The sequence below is a fragment of the Lysobacter sp. DMC97 genome (genome assembly GCF_056313745.1).
This window is the reverse complement of record NZ_JBQUZR010000006.1, coordinates 67496-81514: the sequence shown is the minus strand read 5'-3', so window position 1 is coordinate 81514 and position 14019 is coordinate 67496. Positions and strand designations below refer to the sequence as shown.

The window sequence follows — 14019 nt, the reverse complement described above, 5'->3', positions numbered from 1 at the left end:
CGTCCGCCCGATCAGGCCACCGCGGCCGCCGTGCCGTGCGAGACGATGCCGGCGAGCCACTGCTCGTGTTCGCCGGAGTCGCGGAACGCCGCGCTCATGGCGCCGATCTTCCCGGCGATGGCGGCATCATCGAGGCAGGCCCTGATCGCCTCCTGCAATTGCGGGACCTTGACGCGGGCGACGTCCACGCGCCTGCCGATGCCGTGGTGCACGACGCGCGCGGCATTCCCCGGCTGATCGAAGTTGCAGGGCGCCACGACCATCGGCACCCGGAACCAGATGCATTCCTTGACCGTGCCCAGGCCGCCGTTGGTGACCATCGCGCTGGCGCGCTCGAGCAGGTCGAGCTGCGGCAGGAACGGGAAAGCCATGACGTTCTCCGGCGGCGCACCGATCGAGTCCACCGACCGCCCCTTGCCGAGCGCGACGACGAAGAACAGGTCGGCGCAGCCGGAGGCCAGCTCGAACACCTTGCGCAGGAATTGCGTGGTCGTGCCGCCGTACTGGGCCGCGTGCGTGCCCAGCGACACCAGCACGATGCGCCGGCCCTGGTGGCGGCGTTCGAATTCGTCCCAGGGAAAGGACCAGTCCTTGCGCTCGAGATCGATGCAGGGGCCCGCATAGGTCCTGCCTTCGCGCGCTTCGGGGAAATCGAACGCGGAAGGGCACAGCACCACCTCCGTGTTCGTCCAGCGCATGCCGTATTCCCACAGGCTGCGCTGCATGCCGGCGCGGCGCGCGCTGTCCGCGATCTGCTGCCTGGCCCGGCGCAGCAGCGGTTTCGGCGGCTGCGGCAGACCGATGTACAGCAGGCGGATCATCACCGGGTTCAGCAGCTTCGGCAGCGCCTGCGCCCATGACAGCCGGATCGCGAGCTTGGCGAGCGCACCGCCTTCGCCGGGGATCGCACCGCTGTAACTGGGCGGGATGCGCTGCGAATGCGCACCGCTCAGCTCGGTGAGATAGACCTGGTACGGGATGCCGGAGGCCGCAATCAGCGGCACGATGAAATTGAACAGGCCGTCCACCAGCACCAGGTCGACGCCGTTCGCGCGGAGCATCGGCGCGAGCGCGTTGTCGGCGACGCCGTTCAGCGCTTCCCAGCGCCCGCGCTGCGCGAGCAGGCGCAGCAGCCCGCGGATGTGGCGGATCGTCGCGACCGCCCCGTCCGGGAAGGCATCGACATCGACCGTGCCCCTGACGATCTCCTCGGGATACAGCGAGACGTAGTCGAAGCCCTGGTTGCGGACGCGTTCCTCGAAATCCAGCGGCCCGTAGTAGGTGACCCGATGGCCGAGCGCCAGCAGTCGCTTGGTGATGTGGAAGGTGGGGACGTAGCCACCGTGTTCGGGCAGACAGAAAAATGCGATGTGCATGAGATCCTTCTCTCGACTTGCTGGTCCTGTGGGAACACCGCCGAAGCGCCTGTCTCGATCTCCGTCCTGCCTGCGGAAATTGCTGCCCACGCACATCCCGCATGGAGGCTGGCCCTATATACCCCTCCTGCATGACGGCGGGGAAGTGCAGAGTTCCGGCATCGACCGCCCGGGCCGTCGCAGCTTCGCGCACCGCCACGGGAGCCGGCCGATGGCGCACGATAGGCACGGCCGGACGGGCCGCCGTCCGGCAGCGACCTCCTCGTCCGCACCGGCACGCGACCCGGGCTGGCGGGACGGCCGCGGATGAACGCCGTTTGACCACACCGCCACGGCGGGCCTCGGATCCCCCCGTTCGGCACATGAGGCGCTTCCCGGGACCCGCTTACGCTCTCGGTCGCGACCATGCCTCTCCCTTCTCGACGGCACCCATCGGCCATTCGATGCCCGCCATCCCGCAGCCTGCAGACCTTGAATGCCGCCGGATGGCCCCCGATCTCCGGATTCCGCGTCTTCGGGGACACCACGAACGGAAAGACGGCCCCGTCGGACGCCCTTCCGTCCCATGAATGGAACACAGGGAACTCCCCGCGGCTTTAGCACTCCAAGGACCCGACTGCTAACATCCATGACCATGACCCAGACCAACGCCCCCACCGCCCTGATTCCCAACAGCCTGCCGGTCCCCGCGTTGAACGGCCTGAGCGCGCTCGGCTCGCTCGAGGCCTACGTCGGCGCCGTGCACCAGATCCCGGTGCTGTCGGCCGAGGACGAGCAGGCGCTCGCCCGCCGCTACCACGAACAGAACGACCTCGACGCCGCCCGCGAACTGGTGCTGTCGCACCTGCGCTTCGTGGTCCACGTCGCCCGCGGCTACAACGGCTACGGCCTGCAGCTCTCCGACCTGATCCAGGAAGGCAACATCGGCCTGATGAAGGCGGTGAAGCGCTTCGATCCCGCGATCGGCGTGCGCCTGGTGTCGTTCGCGGTGCACTGGATCCGCGCCGAGATGCACGAGTTCATCATCAAGAACTGGCGCATCGTGAAGGTCGCGACCACGAAGGCGCAGCGCAAGCTGTTCTTCAACCTGCGCCGCAGCAAGACCCGCCTGGGCTGGCTCAACGCCGAGGAAGTCCGCAACGTCGCCAAGGACCTCAACGTCTCCGAGCGCGAAGTGCTGGAGATGGAAGCGCGCCTGTCGGGCCGCGACATCGGCTTCGACGCCCCGGACGACGCGGACGACGACCACGCCCCGCCGGCGCCGTCGGCCTATCTCGTCGCCGAGGGCGAAGACCCCGCCCAGGCCTACGAAACCGCCGACAGCGAAGCCGACAAGCTCGAACTGCTGCGCGAAGGCCTTGCCCGCCTCGACGCCCGCTCGCGCGACATCGTCAAGCGCCGCTGGCTGGAGCCGGACAGCAAGGTCACGCTGCAGGAACTGGCCGACCAGTACGGCGTCTCCGCCGAACGCATCCGCCAGATCGAGGCCAACGCGCTGAAGAAGATGAAGGCGCTGTTCGCGGCCTGATCCGCAACGGCATCGCCGGCACCACATCGCGAAGACACGACGGCCCGGGCAACCGGGCCGTCGTCGTTTCCGGCCCCCGCCGGGTGGGCGACGTGATCCTCTCCGGCACCGGATTGCGCTGAAGGACATACGGGACGAATGCGGGCAGGCGCTCGCGGACCGTCCCGCGTCCGTGTCCGTGCGTGGCAGCGCGCTCCCTCGATGCGCTGCCGTCCGCCGGCCGCCGGACGGAAACGCCCTTCCTTCCATCGCGCACCCCAAGGAGTTTCGCCATGCGATCCACCCTGCTCTCCCTCGCCGCTTCCGCCGCGCTCGGCGCCTCGCTGCTGCTGCCCGCCCCGGCCGCGCACGCCGGCAACGTCACCAACGCCCAGCTCGGCTGCTACGTCGACACCTACGCCTACGACTACGCCGAGATCGGCGAGTGCTACGGCGTGTGGACGCCGTCGACCGCCAACAACCCGAGCGTCGCCGTGTTCCAGGTCGTCGGCTTGACCGCCGGCAGCTACACCTTCTATTGGACCGATCTCGCCACCGGCCAGACCGGCATCTGCGCCACCGGCAACATCAGCTGCCTGCGCACGATCCGCGTGGGCCAGAGCAAGAGCGTGATGGTCACCGTGGTCGACAACGCCACCGGCGCCAGCAAGACGGTGTCGGCGACGGCCTACTACGAGGACGGCTGGCACTGATCGCGGCACGTACCACCGCATGATTCGACGGCCCGGGCGACCGGGCCGTCGTCGTTGTGTCCGAACGCTGCGTTTGTGAGACCAATCGCATCCCGGCGACCGGCGGACGCGCATAGTCCGACGGCCTGCCACCGACGGCGGGCGCAGCCGTTCCACGACTACAACGGAGGTAGTTCATGAATCGCAGCACCTTCCTTTCCCTGCCCGCCGCAGCCCTGCTCGCGCTCGCATCGCTGGGGGCACCCGCTCCGGCGCACGCAGGCGATGTCTCCAACGCGCAACTGGGATGTTTCGTCGACACCAATGCCTGGGACTCCAGCACCATCGGCGAATGCACGAGTTTCTGGACGCCCTGGACCGCCAGCAATCCCAGCGTGGCGGTGTACGAGGTCTCGGGGCTGACCCCGGGCAGCTACACCTTCTACTGGACCGATCTGGGTCCGGGGCAGATCGGCACCTGTCCGACCACCGACAGCGCCTGCATCCGCCCGATCCGTGTCGGCTTCAGCCGGACGGTGCGCCTGGTCGTGGTCGACAACCAGACCGGCGCCAGCAAGGCATTGTTCTCCACCGCCTATTACGAGGACGGCTGGCGCTGATCGCGGCACGCACCCTCGCGCGATCCGGCGGCCCGGGCGACCGGGCCGCCGCGCCCGGCAGGTGACGCCGCCATCGCATCCGGACTAGGCTGCGAGCATTCACCCCGGAGGCGACATGGACGATCGGATGCGGATCGCGCTGTTGATCGATGCGGACAATGCGTCCGCCTCGACGCTCGAATACGTGCTCGGCGAGATCGCGAACCTCGGCGTGGCGAATGTCCGCCGCGCCTACGGCGACTGGGCCGTTGGCTCCCTGAAATCGTGGCGCGACGCGCTGCTGGACAACGCGATCCAGCCGATGCAGCAGATCGCGTACGCGAAGAAGGGCAACGCGTCGGACATGGCGATGATCGTGGACGCGATGGACCTGCTCTACACCGGGCGGTTCGACGCGTTCGCGCTGATGTCGAGCGATTCCGATTTCACGCCGCTGGCGATGCGCTTGCGCGCCGCGAACATGCAGGTCTACGGCTTCGGGAAGGCGAACACGCCCAACGCCTTCAAGGCGGCCTGTTCGACGTTCTTCCTGGTGGATGCGGCCGATGACCCCGCGCCGCCTGAAGACACGCAGATAGTGGCGACAGCGCCTGCTCCCGCCGATACCGCGAAACATGTCGCCGTGCCCGTCGTGATGGCCGCGGTCGCGGCAGCGACGACGAAATCCGCAATGCCCCGACCGAAATCATCGCCCGCCCAGCCGCCGGCCAAACGCACGGGCGCCCAATTGCGCAGCGACACGGCGCTGGTGAATCTGCTCCACGCCGCGACGGAAGCCGCGAAAGACGAGGACGGCTGGTCCAAGTTGAGCAAGGTCGGCAATCACATCGCCAACCGCGGATCGTTCACGCCGAAGAACTACGGGTATCGGACGCTCAAACCCCTGATCGTGGCGACGGAACTGTTCACTCTGCATACGGACGGGAACCATGTCCGGGCAAAGGCCGCGAAGGGCGCGAAGAAGAAACCCGGCACGAAATCCTGACGCCCGCCGCAAGAATCGGATATCGCCGCGCGCACGCTGCGGCGAGGATGCGCGCACCCCTTCCGGAGTGTCGCCATGTCCTTCCAGATCCACGCGCTGCCACTCGATGCGTTCGCCCCGCTGTTCGCGCTGTCCGACGATACCCTGCGTGCGCGCAACGCGCGCCGCGTGGTCGCCGACGGGCGGCCGGTGTATCCCTGCCGCGTCAGCCTGCAGGACGCGACCGAAGGCGAACGCCTGCTGTTGCTGCCGCACGACCACCACGTCGTCGACACGCCGTATCGCGCGTCGGGGCCGGTGTACGTGCGCGAGGCGGCGGTGCAGGCGATGCCGGCGGTCAACGAGATTCCGGCGCTGCTGTGCACGCGGCTGCTGTCGCTGCGCGCCTACGACGCCCGCGGCATGATGGTCTGGGCCGACGTGCGACCGGGCACCGAGGCGGAAGCGGCGATCGAAGAACTGTTCGCGATCGAACGCACCGCCTACCTGCACCTGCACTACGCCAAGCCCGGCTGCTACGCCTGCCGCGTCGTGCGCGCCTGAGCACGCACGACGTCGCGCTCAGCGCGGATGCCCGTCGTCGCCGGTGTTCATGGTCTGGGTGAGGAACTTGATGAAGAAGCCCTCGACCGTGTCGTCGCCGTGCTCGATCAGCACGCCGCCGTCCTGCCAGATGCCGCTGTTGTTGTACCAGCCCAGTTGCTGGCTGTAGTTCGGTGCACCGGGCGTAGGCGGCGGGTCGCCCTGGTTCATGTGCACGTCGTGCATGCCGATGTTGCCCGGCTGCAGCGGCGCGAACGGTTCGCCGAACACATACACGCGGCGGATGTCGACCAGCATGCCGTCGAGCGCGTCCAGCACGCTGCCGCCGACGTTCTGCGTGAACACCTTGTGCTCGGTGCCGCCGAAAAGTTTCAGCAGCGCGTAGAAGAGGGAAGCGCAGCCGATGGGACCGATGATGTACTGGCTGCGCACGTAGTCCAGTGCACCGGAGGTCGCGTTGCGTCCGAGCGCGTGGTAGCCGTCGCCCAGCGCGAGGATGCCGGCGACGTCCTCGCGCTTGATCTTCAGGCGGATGTATTCGACCACGCCGTCGGGCGCCTTCACGTCGACCGCGCAGCGCCATTCGACGGGCGTCTGCTGGTCGGGCAGCGGCGCGTTCACGTAGAGTAGGCCGTGGAAGAAGTTGCCGTAGTCCACGGGCGGATCGCGTTCGAACCGGTTGAAGCTGCCGGCCAGCACGCCGTATCGGGCCAAAGGCATCGCCGTGTCTCCCTGGCGCGGGATGCGCCGCTCCTGCCGGGGTCAACGCGGCGATCGGGCGCGGGCGGTCAGGCGATGCGCACCCGATCGAGCACGTCAATCGAGCACGTCAATCGCGGCCGAGGATGATCCGCGCGCTGCGCTGGTAGCTCCAGTACGCCTGCGCCCAGTCGATCAGCACCACGAGGCGATTGCGGAAGCCGATCAGGAAGAACACGTGCGCCGCCAGCCAGAACCACCAGGCGAGCAGGCCCGACAGGCGCAGGCCGTGCACGTCGACCACCGCGGCCATGCGGCCGATGGTGGCGAGGTTGCCGAAGTCGCGGTAGCGGAACGGCGGCGGCGTGCCTCCACGCAGCCGCGTGCGGATCGACTGGCCAAGATAGCGACCCATCTGCTTGGCCGCCGGCGCCACGCCCGGCACCGGTTTGCCGTCGCACTGCACCGCGGCGAGATCGCCGGCGACGAAGACGTCCGGATGCCCGGGCACCGAGAGATCGGGCTGCACCGGCACGCGGCCGGCGCGATCCAGCGGCACGCCGAGGTCGCGCGCCAGCGGAGAGGCGGCGACACCCGCGGCCCACAGCACGGTATGCGCGGCGATGCGCTCTTCGCCGAGCTGCACGCCGGTGTCGTCGATCGCGGCCACCGGCACGCCGGTACGCACCTCGACGCCGAGTCGTGCCAGTTGCCGACGCGCCTTTTCCGACAGCGCTTCGGGGAACGTCGACAGCACCCGCGGGCCGGCTTCGAGCAGCAGCACCCGCGCCTGGCGCGGATCGACGCGACGGAATTCGCCGTGCAGCGTGTGGCGCGCGATCTCGGCCAGCGTGCCGGCCAGTTCGACGCCGGTGGGGCCGCCACCGACGATGGCGAAGGTCAGCCACGCGGCGCGCGCGGCGGGATCGTCCTCGGCCTCGGCGCGTTCGAACGCGAGCAGGATGCGGCGGCGGATCTCCAGCGCGTCGTCCAGCGTCTTCAGGCCCGGCGCATGCGGCGCCCAGTCGTCGTGGCCGAAATAGGCGTGGGTGGCGCCGGTGGCGAGCACCAGCCGGTCGTAGTCGAGCGTGCGGCCGTCGGCGAGTGCGAGGCGATGCGCGTCGGGGTCGAGCCGCGCGACCTCGCCGAGCAGGACGGTGACGTTCTGCTGCCGGCGCAGGATGTGGCGCAGCGGTGCAGCGATGTTCGGCGCGGACAGTCCGGCGGTGGCGACCTGGTACAGCAGCGGCTGGAACAGGTGGTGGTTGCCGCGGTCCAGCAGCGTGATCCGCACCGGCGCGCCGCGCAGCGCGCGTGCCGCCCACAACCCGGCGAACCCGCCGCCGACGATCGCCACATGAGGCACCGCATCCATCCGCCGCTCCTGCCGCCACGGCGCCGTCGCCGCGTGCGCATTGTCGCGCATCGCGGGCGACGATGCGGCGTCGGTCAGCGCGCGCCCTGTGCGATCGGCGCCTGCTGCGGCTGCTGGCGCTCCTGCGCCTGCTGGATGGCGACGTTGTGCGCGACCTGCGCGGTCTGTTCGCTGCTTTCACGGATCGGCTGCTGCACCGCCTGCCGCGTGGCGACGCCGTCGGTGTTGCGGTTGAGCTCCGGCTGGTCGCCCATCGCGCTGAACTGCACCGCGCGCGCCATCGAACCGTCGCGGCTGAGGTCGACGCGATCGACTTGGGTCATGCGCTCGCGCACGGCCTCGACGGTAAGCGCGCCGGCGAGGTTGCGGCTGTGCTCGCCATGCGGCAGGTGACGGGCGTTCTCGGCCTCGTACACCTTCTCCAGCGTCTGCCGGAACGTGCGGTTGTTCGGGTGGTCCGGATGCGTGACCAGTTCGCGGCCGGCCTCGTCGGCCGCGGCGCGCGTGCGCGGGCCGAGCGTGCCGGTCGGCTCGATGCCGTGGTCGCGCTGGAACGCGCGGGTCGCGTGCTCGGTGTTCGGACCGAACTTGTTGTCGACCGTCAGCGGGCGGCCGTCGGCGCCGCGATAGCCGAGGTCGGCCAGCGTGCGCTGGTACTGGCCGATTTCCGGCGCGGTCTCGCCGCGACGCAGGACGTTGTCGGCCATGGCGTCGCTGCGCGCGGGTGCGGCCGGATGCGCATCCGGCTGGGCGCGGGCGGCCTCGGCCGGCGGGCGCTGCGGGTCCGCGTGCGCGGGCTGGGCCGGGGACGGCGTCTGCACCGGCTCGGCCTGCGGATGCGCGGGCTGTGCGGCCGCTGGCTGGGCGGCCTGCGGATGGGCGTCCGGCTGCGCCGGCGTCGGCTGGGCCTGGCCCTGCGTGCGCTGGCGACCGTTCCAGAACGCCTCGGGATCGGTCAGCTGGCCCTGCGGGTCGCGGATCTGGTAGTGGACGTGCTGGGCGTACTGGCTCGGGCCGTCGGGACCGCGGCCGCCCATCGTGCCGATGGGATCACCGGCCTCGACCCGCGTCGGCGGGTTGGTCACGCGCACCGAGCGCGAGTCCATGTGCAGGATCTCGTGGAGGTTGCCCTGGTCGTCTCGGATCTTCACGGTGCCGTACTGGCCCTGGCCGTCGCCGTACTCGACCGTGCCGCTGACCGGCGAGCGCACGACGGGGTGTTCGAGGTTCCGCCCGTTCTGGCCGCCGGTGTAGTTGAAGTCGACGCCCCCGTGGTTGTCGGGGTGGCCGTTGAGCATGCGCTGGCCGAAATGGCTGGTGATGTGCGGATCGGTGCCGGCCTGCGTCGGCAGCATGATGCGCATCGTTTCGTCGAACGTGTGGGTGCCCTGCGCGGGCTGCGCCGGGGTCGGCTGCGCCTGCGGCTGCTGCGGCTGGGCCTGCTGCGGCTGCGCCGGATCGGCCTGATGCGGTTGCGGCTGCGCGGGTTGCGGCTGCGCCTGCTGCGGTTGCGCCGCCGGATCGGCCGGCGTCGGCTGCGCCTGCGTGCGTTCGCGCGCGGCGGTGCCGATGGCCTGGCGGGTGGTGTCGTCGGCGATGCCGGTGGGCGGCAACTGGTGGCCGGTCTGGAAATCGCGGACCGCGGCTTCGGTCTGCGCGCCGTAGAAACCGGTCGGCCCGATCGGCCGGCCCTGGTTGTCGTGGAACTGCACGCCGAGGGTCGCGAGGTCCTGCTGCAGCGCGCGCACGGGTTCGCCGCGCTCGTTGCGCTGCAGCCGGCCGTCGGCCAGCGGATCGTTCGACGCGTGCGGCTGCGCGGGCGTCTGCTGACCGGGGGTCTGCTGGCCCGGCGTCTGCGCCAGCCCGGGCACCTGGTCGGAATAGCGCTGGTACGGCGCCAGCTGCTGGCCCATGCGGTCGTAGGCCTCGCGCACGGTCAGCACGCGGTCGCCGTCCATGTACAGGCCCGGATTGCGGCTGACCACCGTCTGCGACAGCAGGCCGTTGTCGGTCACCAGCGCGTCGGGATGTTCGGAATACGCGCGCAGGAACCGCGGGCCGGCGGTGCCGCCGAGGTTGTGCATGGCGTAGACGTTCGCATCGGCGTTGGGGCCGGCGAAATCGCGGACGGTATTGAGGTTCTCGCGGGTGAACTCGGCCAGCATCGCGGCCTGCAGGTCGCGGTTGGTGCGCAGCTCGGGCGCGTTGGCCTGCTCGCGCGTCATCGTCGCGGCGCCCGGCACCCCGTGCTGCTCGCCGTAGCGATTGATCATCGTCTGCCAGGTGCCGTCCAGGAACTGGCCGTAGCCGTAGGCCGAGGACATCGCCATCGTGCCGTCGAACTGGCGGACGGTGTTCTGCTCGGGATGCCGGCTGGAGATGGGTCGCGCCGCGTCGTTGAACCCGTGCGATTCGAACCCGGCGATGCGGATCATCACCCCCGGGTCGATGCCGGCGTTGTTGGCGGCGGTGACCAGCCGCTCGCGTGCTTCGTCGAACCGTTCCTGGGTGCGATCCTGGTTGGCCATGGCAGATCCTTGCTGGAAACCGTGAAGTGAAAGGGGTGATCAGTGGCTGGCGGGCACGGGATAGCGACCGCCGGCCGGGTCGAAGGCGATCGTGCTGCGGCCGCCGCTGCCGCCGCGCGTGGTGACGATCAACGGATAGTGCTCGGCGGCGGGGTCGCTGGTGTCGAAGGCGATGTCGTGGTGCACGTCCTGCGCGTTCTCCTCGACGTCGGGGACGGTGGCGACCCGCGCCACCTTGCCGCCGACCGGCGCATAGATGGCGTGCGTCGACACTTCCACGCCCTGCCAGATGCCGCCGTCCACCATCGTCCAGCCGTAGACGTCGCGGCCCATGCGCTGCAGGCGCGCGGTGGTGCAGGCGCAATCGCCGTTCGTGCCGATGGTTTCGTCGTTGGTGCCGGCGACCAGCGACCAGCCGCCGCCGGCGCGCAGCGCGACCACGAACAGGCCGACCATGCCCGGATCGGTCGAGGCATACGTGTACTTGCGCGGGCTCTGGTCGAAGTCCTGCACGCTGCCGGCGAGGAACAGCAGCTGCCGGCCGGCGCCGGTCTCCACGACGCTGGGCGTGCCCGGGCGCAGGCAGTAGTCGGTGGTCTCGCCGTTCTCGTCCAGCGTGGTCGGCCAGCAGTCGCGGGCGGCGTCGTAATGGTCGCCGTAGCGCGAGCGCATCACCTCGCGGACGATCGCGCGATTGTCGGTCGCGGGCGCCGGGGCTTCGCCCGGGAACGCCTTGCCGAAGGCCGGGTCGACGATCTTCACCAGCGTCCAGCACGCGGCATCGCGACGGAAGACGTAACGCAGCTGCGCGTCGGTGTCGGGCTTCTCCAGCACCACGGTGGTGCGGTCGCCGCTGGTGCCGACCTCGCGATACTGCAAGCCGTCGCGCCGTTGCGCGGCGCGGTCGGGCATCACCGGGAAATGCAGCTTGTCGCGCGACAGCGGTTCGACCGACTCGGCCGGCTCCGGCTGCGCGTTCATGTCGACGAACGCGGTGTCGACCGTCGGTGCGGTGAAGGTCTGCTGGAGCGCGGGATCGTCGGCGAAGGCGGCGACGAAGCCGGCGATGTCGGTCGCCGGGCAGGCGGTCGCACCGGCCGTGGCGGAGGCCTGCGCCCCCGGCTTGCCGGTACCGGCATCGCAGGCGCCGACCACGGTGATCAGGGCGGAAAGACAGAGGGCGCGGAGCGCGCGGCCCCGGGAATCGGCAGTCGGTGACATCAGTGTCGTGGATCCGGTGGGGAGAGGTCTCGGGCCACCGGCGATCCCCCTCGCCCACGGCCTCCCCGGCAGCGTAGCAGACGGCCCGGACCGCGCGCCGTGCGCTCAGTACAGGTCCACGGGGTCCACGTCGAGCGACCAGCGCACCTTGCGCGCCTCGGGCAGGGCGTGGATCGCGGGCAGGGCGGCATCGAGCGCGGCGTGCAGCTGGCGACGCTGCGACGCGGTCAGCAGCAACTGCGCGCGATGCAGGCCGGCGCGGCGCGGCAGCGGCGCGGGCACCGGACCGTCGACCGCAAGACCGTCGTCGTCGGCCAGCGCGCCGCGGGGCGGGCGCGGGGCGACCTGCAGCAGCGCCGTCTTCGCCGCGTGGAGGAAGGTCATCGGCGCGTCGGCGTGCTGGGCCTCGGCGCGCAGCAGGGCGAGGTGCGCGTACGGCGGGAAGCCCGCGGCCTCGCGCTGGGCGAGTTCGGCTTCGGCGAACGCGCCGTAGCCGCCGTGCAGCAGCGTGTGCAGCAGCGGATGGTCGGGATGGTGGGTCTGCAGCACGACCTCGCCCGGGCGCTCGGCGCGTCCGGCGCGGCCGGCGACCTGGATCAGCAGCTGCGCCAGTTTCTCCGAGGCGCGGAAATCGGCCGAGAACAGGCCTTCGTCGATGCCGACCACGGCGACGAGGGTGAGATTCGGCAGGTCGTGGCCCTTCGCCAGCATCTGCGTGCCGACGAGGATGCCCGGCCGCGTGCCGAGGTCGGCGAACAGGGTTTCGAGCGCGTCCTTGCGCCGGGTGCTGGCGCTGTCGACGCGCAGCACCGGCACGTCGCCGAAGCGTTCGGCCAGCAGTTCCTCCAGCCGCTCGGTGCCCACGCCCTGCGGCTGCAGCGCGAGGCCGGCGCAGTCGGGACAGGCCGGCGGCGGCGTCTGCCGCGCGCCGCAGTGGTGGCATTGCAGGCGCCGGCCACCGCCGTGCACGGTCATCGGCGAAGCCCGCAGCGGCGTGCTGCAGCGCCGGCACTGCGCGCTCCAGCCGCAGTCGTGGCACAGCAGCACCGGCGCGTAGCCGCGGCGGTTGCGGAACACCAGCACCTGGCCGCCGGCGTCCAGCGCCTCGCGGATGCGCAGCAGCAGGTCGGACGACAGTCCGGCCTCCAGCAGGCGCTTGCGCACGTCCAGCACGCGCACCGCGGGCGGGCGGGCGTCGCCGGCGCGGCGGCGCAGGCGCAGGTGCGCGTAGCGGCCGGCGTCGGCGTTGTGCAGCGTCTCCAGCGACGGCGTGGCGCTGCCCAGCAGCACCGGCACGTCCAGCGCCTTGCCGCGCACCAGCGCGAAGTCGCGGGCGTGGTAGCGGATGCCGTCCTGCTGCTTGTAGCTGCCGTCGTGTTCCTCGTCGATCACGATCAGCCCGGCCTCCGGCAGCGGCACGAACACCGCCGACCGGGTGCCGACGATCACTCGCGCCTCGCCGCGCCACGCGGCGGCCCAGACCCGGGCGCGCTCGGCGTCGGTCAGGCCCGAGTGCAGCACGTGCACCGGCACGCCGAGGCGGCGCCGGAACCGGTGCAGGGTCTGCGGCGTCAGCCCGATCTCCGGCACCAGCACCAGCGCCTGCCGGCCGCGGGCCAGGCAGTCGGCGATGGCGTGCAGGTAGACCTCGGTCTTGCCGCTGCCGGTCACGCCTTCCAGCAGCCACGGCTGGAAGCCGGGCCGGGCGCGCATCGCCTCGACCGCTTCGGCCTGCTCGTCGTTGAGCGTCGGCCCCGGCTGCGGCGCCGGCGCGTGCGCCACCGCGGTCACGGCCAGGCGTTCGGCCAGCCCGCGCTTCGCCAGCGCCCGGGCGGCGGCGCGCCAGTCGTCGAAGGCGAGGTCCAGGGCTTCCTCGTCGACGCCGTCGGCATCGACGGGCACCCCGGCCAGCCGATCGGCCAGCAGGCGCGGGCGGCCGCGCAGGCGGGCGTGGCCGGTGCGGCCGGCCTCGGTCAGCCGCCAGGCCCAGGCGTGGGTGTCGGGCAGCGGGTCGCCGTGGCGCAGGGCGACCGGCAGCGCGGTCGCCAGCACCTCGCCCGGCGGCGCGTGGGTGTAGCGGATCAGCCATTGCAGCGACGCCCACAGCTCGCCGGCCAGCAGCGGCGCGGCGTCCAGCGCGGCCTCGGCGGCCTTGAGTTCACCGGCGATGGTCGGGTCGGGATCGCCGATCGCCACGACCACGCCGACCAGGCTGCGGCTGCCGAACGGCACCCGCACCCGGCCGCCGACCACGGCCGTGCCCGTCGCCGGGGGCCGGTAGTCGAACAGGCGCGGGAGCGGCACCGGCAGGGCGACGCGGAGCACGGATCCGGGGGCGGACATGGTCGGCAGTCTAGCCGTTCCGGTCGCAGGAACCGGCAGGCGGGACAGGGGTCGACTTGCGCCGCATTGCTGCCCCCGCCCACACGAATGGCGCGCAAGTGGCGGATCGAAAAGGGATTCGCGGCTTATC

Annotated in this window: 11 protein-coding genes; 5 read left to right on the top strand and 6 right to left on the bottom strand. The window is 71.1% G+C overall.

What is annotated here, in order from left to right; all coding sequences use genetic code 11:
- Positions 1-11: 11 nt before the first annotated feature.
- A complete protein-coding gene (locus ACT53Q_RS13980; protein ID WP_476187261.1) occupies positions 12-1376 on the bottom strand; it encodes a nucleotide disphospho-sugar-binding domain-containing protein in 1365 nt (454 codons plus the stop codon).
- A 634-nt stretch (positions 1377-2010) separates the two neighbouring features.
- Here ACT53Q_RS13980 and rpoH point away from each other — a divergent pair.
- The 5 genes from rpoH to ACT53Q_RS13955 all read left to right on the top strand — a co-directional run bounded on the left by rpoH (position 2011) and on the right by ACT53Q_RS13955 (position 5723).
- On the top strand, positions 2011-2904 hold the full coding sequence (rpoH, locus tag ACT53Q_RS13975; protein WP_476187545.1) for an RNA polymerase sigma factor RpoH: 894 nt from the start codon (positions 2011-2013) through the stop codon (positions 2902-2904).
- Between the two features lie 272 nt (positions 2905-3176).
- Positions 3177-3596, top strand: a complete 420-nt coding sequence (locus ACT53Q_RS13970; protein ID WP_476187260.1) for a hypothetical protein — start codon at positions 3177-3179, stop codon at positions 3594-3596.
- Between the two features lie 176 nt (positions 3597-3772).
- Positions 3773-4195: a hypothetical protein gene (locus tag ACT53Q_RS13965; RefSeq protein WP_476187259.1), complete on the top strand. Its 423-nt coding sequence runs from the start codon at positions 3773-3775 to the stop codon at positions 4193-4195.
- Between the two features lie 115 nt (positions 4196-4310).
- On the top strand, positions 4311-5180 hold the full coding sequence (locus ACT53Q_RS13960; protein ID WP_476187258.1) for an NYN domain-containing protein: 870 nt from the start codon (positions 4311-4313) through the stop codon (positions 5178-5180).
- 75 nt (positions 5181-5255) lie between these two features.
- Entirely contained in the window at positions 5256-5723 is a 468-nt protein-coding gene (locus ACT53Q_RS13955) for a DUF1203 domain-containing protein (RefSeq protein ID WP_476187257.1), read from the top strand.
- An 18-nt stretch (positions 5724-5741) separates the two neighbouring features.
- Here the strand turns inward: ACT53Q_RS13955 and ACT53Q_RS13950 are convergent, their stop codons facing one another.
- The 5 genes from ACT53Q_RS13950 to ACT53Q_RS13930 all read right to left on the bottom strand — a co-directional run bounded on the left by ACT53Q_RS13950 (position 5742) and on the right by ACT53Q_RS13930 (position 13889).
- Complete coding sequence (locus ACT53Q_RS13950) at positions 5742-6443, bottom strand: DUF2278 family protein (RefSeq protein WP_476187256.1); 702 nt, start codon at positions 6441-6443, stop codon at positions 5742-5744.
- A gap of 109 nt (positions 6444-6552) precedes the next feature.
- Positions 6553-7797 (bottom strand): NAD(P)/FAD-dependent oxidoreductase, encoded by a 1245-nt coding sequence (locus ACT53Q_RS13945; RefSeq protein ID WP_476187255.1) that lies wholly within the window; start codon positions 7795-7797, stop codon positions 6553-6555.
- Between the two features lie 74 nt (positions 7798-7871).
- Positions 7872-10325 (bottom strand): peptidoglycan-binding protein, encoded by a 2454-nt coding sequence (locus tag ACT53Q_RS13940; protein ID WP_476187254.1) that lies wholly within the window; start codon positions 10323-10325, stop codon positions 7872-7874.
- A 39-nt stretch (positions 10326-10364) separates the two neighbouring features.
- Positions 10365-11546 (bottom strand): hypothetical protein, encoded by a 1182-nt coding sequence (locus ACT53Q_RS13935; RefSeq protein WP_476187253.1) that lies wholly within the window; start codon positions 11544-11546, stop codon positions 10365-10367.
- Positions 11547-11651: 105 nt separating this feature from the next.
- Positions 11652-13889 (bottom strand): primosomal protein N', encoded by a 2238-nt coding sequence (locus tag ACT53Q_RS13930; protein ID WP_476187252.1) that lies wholly within the window; start codon positions 13887-13889, stop codon positions 11652-11654.
- Positions 13890-14019: the final 130 nt, after the last annotated feature.

Excerpts from the sequence above, each read along its gene's own strand:
- ACT53Q_RS13935 (WP_476187253.1), bottom strand. The coding sequence starts at position 11,546 with ATGTCACCGACTGCCGATTCCCGGGGCCGCGCGCTCCGCGCCCTCTGT.
- rpoH (WP_476187545.1), top strand. The coding sequence starts at position 2,011 with ATGACCCAGACCAACGCCCCCACCGCCCTGATTCCCAACAGCCTGCCG.
- ACT53Q_RS13980 (WP_476187261.1), bottom strand. The coding sequence starts at position 1,376 with ATGCACATCGCATTTTTCTGTCTGCCCGAACACGGTGGCTACGTCCCC.
- ACT53Q_RS13960 (WP_476187258.1), top strand. The coding sequence starts at position 4,311 with ATGGACGATCGGATGCGGATCGCGCTGTTGATCGATGCGGACAATGCG.
- ACT53Q_RS13970 (WP_476187260.1), top strand. The coding sequence starts at position 3,177 with ATGCGATCCACCCTGCTCTCCCTCGCCGCTTCCGCCGCGCTCGGCGCC.
- ACT53Q_RS13930 (WP_476187252.1), bottom strand. The coding sequence starts at position 13,889 with ATGTCCGCCCCCGGATCCGTGCTCCGCGTCGCCCTGCCGGTGCCGCTC.
- ACT53Q_RS13945 (WP_476187255.1), bottom strand. The coding sequence starts at position 7,797 with ATGGATGCGGTGCCTCATGTGGCGATCGTCGGCGGCGGGTTCGCCGGG.
- ACT53Q_RS13965 (WP_476187259.1), top strand. The coding sequence starts at position 3,773 with ATGAATCGCAGCACCTTCCTTTCCCTGCCCGCCGCAGCCCTGCTCGCG.
- ACT53Q_RS13950 (WP_476187256.1), bottom strand. The coding sequence starts at position 6,443 with ATGCCTTTGGCCCGATACGGCGTGCTGGCCGGCAGCTTCAACCGGTTC.
- ACT53Q_RS13955 (WP_476187257.1), top strand. The coding sequence starts at position 5,256 with ATGTCCTTCCAGATCCACGCGCTGCCACTCGATGCGTTCGCCCCGCTG.
- ACT53Q_RS13940 (WP_476187254.1), bottom strand. The coding sequence starts at position 10,325 with ATGGCCAACCAGGATCGCACCCAGGAACGGTTCGACGAAGCACGCGAG.